The organism is Pantoea sp. CTOTU49201, assembly GCF_032054795.1.
In the GTDB taxonomy this organism is placed as follows: domain Bacteria; phylum Pseudomonadota; class Gammaproteobacteria; order Enterobacterales; family Enterobacteriaceae; genus Pantoea; species Pantoea symbiotica.
Window position 1 is genome coordinate 1 of the sequence record NZ_DAMBSA010000040.1, and the last position, 3698, is coordinate 3698.

Consider the following 3698-nt stretch of genomic DNA (forward strand, 5'->3'; position numbering starts at 1 on the left):
TTTCCTGCACCGCGCCAAAGACAATGTCCGCTTCGCCGTAGTTGAGCGCTTCCCAGCAGCCGGAAAGGACATCCTGGCGGAACTGCAGCTGGGTGTGCGGATGCTCCTGATAAAACTCATCGATCAGCGGCGTCAAAATGCTAAACGGCACCGATGCATCTACGCTTATTACCAGCTGGCTCTCCCAACCGCTCTCCACGTAGCGCGCCTGCTGTTCCAGCTCATTCACCGCACGCAGCAGCGTGCGCCCTTTCTCCAGCATCAGGCGGCCGGTGGGCGTAAAGGTGGCGCGATGGCCGGAACGATCGAGCAGCGTGATTTTGAGATCGCTCTCCATTTTCTGCACGGTGTAGCTCAATGCAGACGAGGTTTTGAACAGGCGCGCCGCAGCGGCAGCAAAGGTGCCGTGGCGATCCAGTGCGTCCAAAATCAACAGCGCCTCAAGGTTTAAACGCATGGCCAATCCTCCCCAAAAATTGTTGAACAACAACCCCAAAACAATCCGTTATCAATAAACGCTCTCATTTCGTATTTTTTTAACCAACGAAGCAAGCGCTTTAACACTGACTCAGCCCGCAACGCGAAATCTTTTGGAGAATGATGATGACAACGGCCTCACTGATTTTTACTAACGGCAAGTTCCACACCGTCGATCGCACTAATCCGCTGGCAAGCGCCGTGGCGATTAAAGACGGCAAATTCCTTGCCGTGGGCAGCGAAGCCGAAGTGATGCGCTTCGCTGGCAATGACACGCAAATTATTGATGCTAAAGGCCACACCGGCATTCCTGGCCTCAACGATTCGCACCTGCATCTGATTCGCGGCGGGCTGAATTACAACCTTGAGTTGCGCTGGGAAGGTGTACCGTCGCTGGTGGATGCGCTGCGCATGCTGCGCGATCAGGCGCTGCGTACGCCGTCGCCGCAATGGGTGCGCGTCGTCGGCGGCTGGAGCGAGTTCCAGTTTGCCGAACGCCGCATGCCGACGCTGGATGAGATCAACGCCGCCGCGCCGGACACACCGGTATTTATCCTGCATCTCTACGATCGCGCCCTGCTCAACCGTGCGGCGCTGCGCGTGGTCGGTTACACCAAAGATACGCCGAACCCGCCGGGCGGCGAGATCCAGCGCGACAGCAATGGCAATCCTACCGGCATGCTGATTGCCCGCCCCAACGCCATGCTGCTATACGCCACGCTGGCGAAAGGTCCAAAATTACCGCTGGAACAGCAGGTTAACTCCACGCGTCAGTTTATGCGTGAGCTCAATCGCCTTGGCCTGACCAGCGCCATCGACGCGGGCGGCGGTTTCCAAAACTTTCCAGATGATTACGATGTGATTTCCGAACTGCATGCCAAAAAGCAGCTGACGGTGCGCATCGCCTACAACTTGTTTACTCAGAATCCCGGCCACGAACTGCAGGATTTCGAGAAATGGACCGATATGCTGAAACCCGGTCAGGGCACCGATTTCCTGCGCCACAACGGCGCGGGCGAAATGTTGGTGTTCTCGGCGGCAGACTTTGAAGACTTCCTCGAACCGCGCCCCGATCTCGCACCGGGCATGGAAGATGAGCTGGAGCGCGTGGTGCGACATCTGGTAGAGCATCGCTGGCCGTTCCGCCTGCATGCCACGTACAACGAATCGATCAGCCGCATGCTCGACGTGTTCGAAAAAGTGAATCGCGACATTCCGTTCAACGGCCTGCACTGGTTCTTCGACCACGCAGAAACCATCACCGAAGCTAATATCGAACGGGTCAAAGCATTGGGCGGCGGATTGGCGGTGCAGCATCGTATGGCGTTTCAGGGAGAATACTTTGTTGATCGCTACGGCAAAGAAGCCGCTAAACAGACGCCGCCGGTAGCGCGCATGCTGGATGCCGGCGTGCCGGTGGGATTGGGCACCGATGCCACCCGCGTTGCCAGCTACAACCCGTGGACCGCGCTCTACTGGCTGGTCTCCGGACGCACCGTCGGCGGCATGCAGCTGTACGATGACAATGCGCGTATTGACCGCGAAACCGCGCTGATGCTGTGGACCAAAGGCAGCGCCTGGTTCTCTAACGAGCAAAGCACCAAAGGCGAGATTAAGGTCGGGCAGCTGGCGGATCTGGTGCTGCTATCGAAAGATTTCTTCAGCGTGCCGGAAGAGGAGATCAAAGGGATTGAGTCGGTGCTGACGCTGGTGAATGGCGAAGTGGTGTATGCCGCAGGCGGATTTACGCCGCTGTCACCGCCGCCCGTGCCGGTGCTGCCTGAATGGTCGCCGGTGGTAACGGTGCCAGGTCACTATCGCAGCGCACCGCCGCAGGCCAATGGCCGCGCCGCGATGATGCCGAAAGTGCACCAGTGCAGCGGACCGTGCGGCGTGCACAGCCACTCGCACGATGTTGCGCGCCAGTCATCGGTGCCGGTGTCGGATAATAATGCGTTCTGGGGTGCATTAGGCTGCTCGTGTTTTGCGTTTTAAGTGAGAGGCCAAACCGTTGTCGTAGGGTCGCTATTTATGGCGACCAAAAGTGCGCTAAGTGAAACGGTCGCCATGAATGGCGACCCTACATCAACCCGCCAACCCAAAACCCTGCTTACCGTTCTTCTTGATCTGATACATCGCCTCATCCGCCCGCGTCAGCGCCTCATCGAAGTTGTCGCGCTCCTGTACCTGGGCAATACCAATCGATGCACCAATCTGTGCGTGGCCGTTATCAATATCAAACGGCGTCAGCGCAGCATCCAGCACCGCCTGCAGCAAAATGCGTACTTTCGGATAGTCGATCAGGAACGGCATCAGCAGCACAAACTCATCACCGCCCAAACGGCCAATCACCACGTTTGGTGGCAACACGTCGGTAATGCGCTGACTCAGCTGAATCAACACCTCATCACCGCTGCGATGCCCCAATGTATCGTTAACGTGTTTGAAGTTATCAAGGTCGATAAATGCCACGCACAGCGGTCCCTGCGCTTTCATCTTGCTGAACTGCGTGTGCAGCGCATGGCGGTTGGTCAGTCCGGTAAGCGGATCGTGATGCGCCAGCGATGAGAGCTGCGCTTCATACTGCTTCTCTTTGGTCATATCGATGTGCGTGCCGGTGACTTTAATCGGATTGCCCGCTTCATCCCATTCGGTGACGCGTCCACGATCCAGCACCCATTTGATGTTGTCGTTCTTGCCCAGCATGCGGTGCAGCGCTTCGTAGTAAGGCGCGCTCCCTTCGATGTGATCGTAAAAGGCTTTCAGCACTTCGTCGGCGTCATCCGGATGCAGGCGATCGCGCCACACATCAAACTGGGCTTTGGTCTCTTTCGGCTGAAAGCCCAGCATCGCGCCCCAGCGGCGGTTAAAAATCACCAGTTTGCCGCTGGGAATATCCAGCTGCCACAAACATAAACCGGTTCCATCCAGCGCTGCACTCAGCTTGTTACGCGCGTCATGCGCTATACGCTTTAATCGCGCATTATGCTTTTTCAGGTTCTGAATCTGCTGACGCAGCGCTTCTTCTGACATGGTCGGCTGAAGGAGAGGAAATAAGCGCTATTTTGCCTGCCAGGAAGTTTCTGTAAATAAAACAAATGAAAAGCCGATTAGCAGCGGTAAATTGGAGAAACTTCAGGAGTTACGTCGAAAGTTTCTAGTGAAAACAGCTGACTAAACTTACTTAAGTACCAGCTTTTAATAAATTTCACGATATTCAC

The 3698-nt window shown here is 56.2% G+C and carries 3 protein-coding genes; 1 reads left to right on the forward strand and 2 read right to left on the reverse strand.

The window, feature by feature from the left end:
* A partial coding sequence (locus RTY00_RS04930; protein WP_312663628.1) for a LysR family transcriptional regulator occupies positions 1-457 on the reverse strand: 457 nt, incomplete at its 3' end.
* Positions 458-603: 146 nt separating this feature from the next.
* Here RTY00_RS04930 and RTY00_RS04935 point away from each other — a divergent pair.
* A complete protein-coding gene (locus RTY00_RS04935) occupies positions 604-2472 on the forward strand; it encodes an amidohydrolase (RefSeq protein ID WP_409519117.1) in 1869 nt (622 codons plus the stop codon).
* A 90-nt stretch (positions 2473-2562) separates the two neighbouring features.
* On the opposite strand, the gene RTY00_RS04940 is transcribed toward RTY00_RS04935, so the two are convergent.
* Positions 2563-3510: a sensor domain-containing diguanylate cyclase gene (locus RTY00_RS04940; protein ID WP_312663630.1), complete on the reverse strand. Its 948-nt coding sequence runs from the start codon at positions 3508-3510 to the stop codon at positions 2563-2565.
* Positions 3511-3698: the final 188 nt, after the last annotated feature.

Excerpts from the sequence above, each read along its gene's own strand:
- RTY00_RS04940 (WP_312663630.1), bottom strand. The coding sequence starts at position 3,510 with ATGTCAGAAGAAGCGCTGCGTCAGCAGATTCAGAACCTGAAAAAGCAT.
- RTY00_RS04935 (WP_409519117.1), top strand. The coding sequence starts at position 604 with ATGACAACGGCCTCACTGATTTTTACTAACGGCAAGTTCCACACCGTC.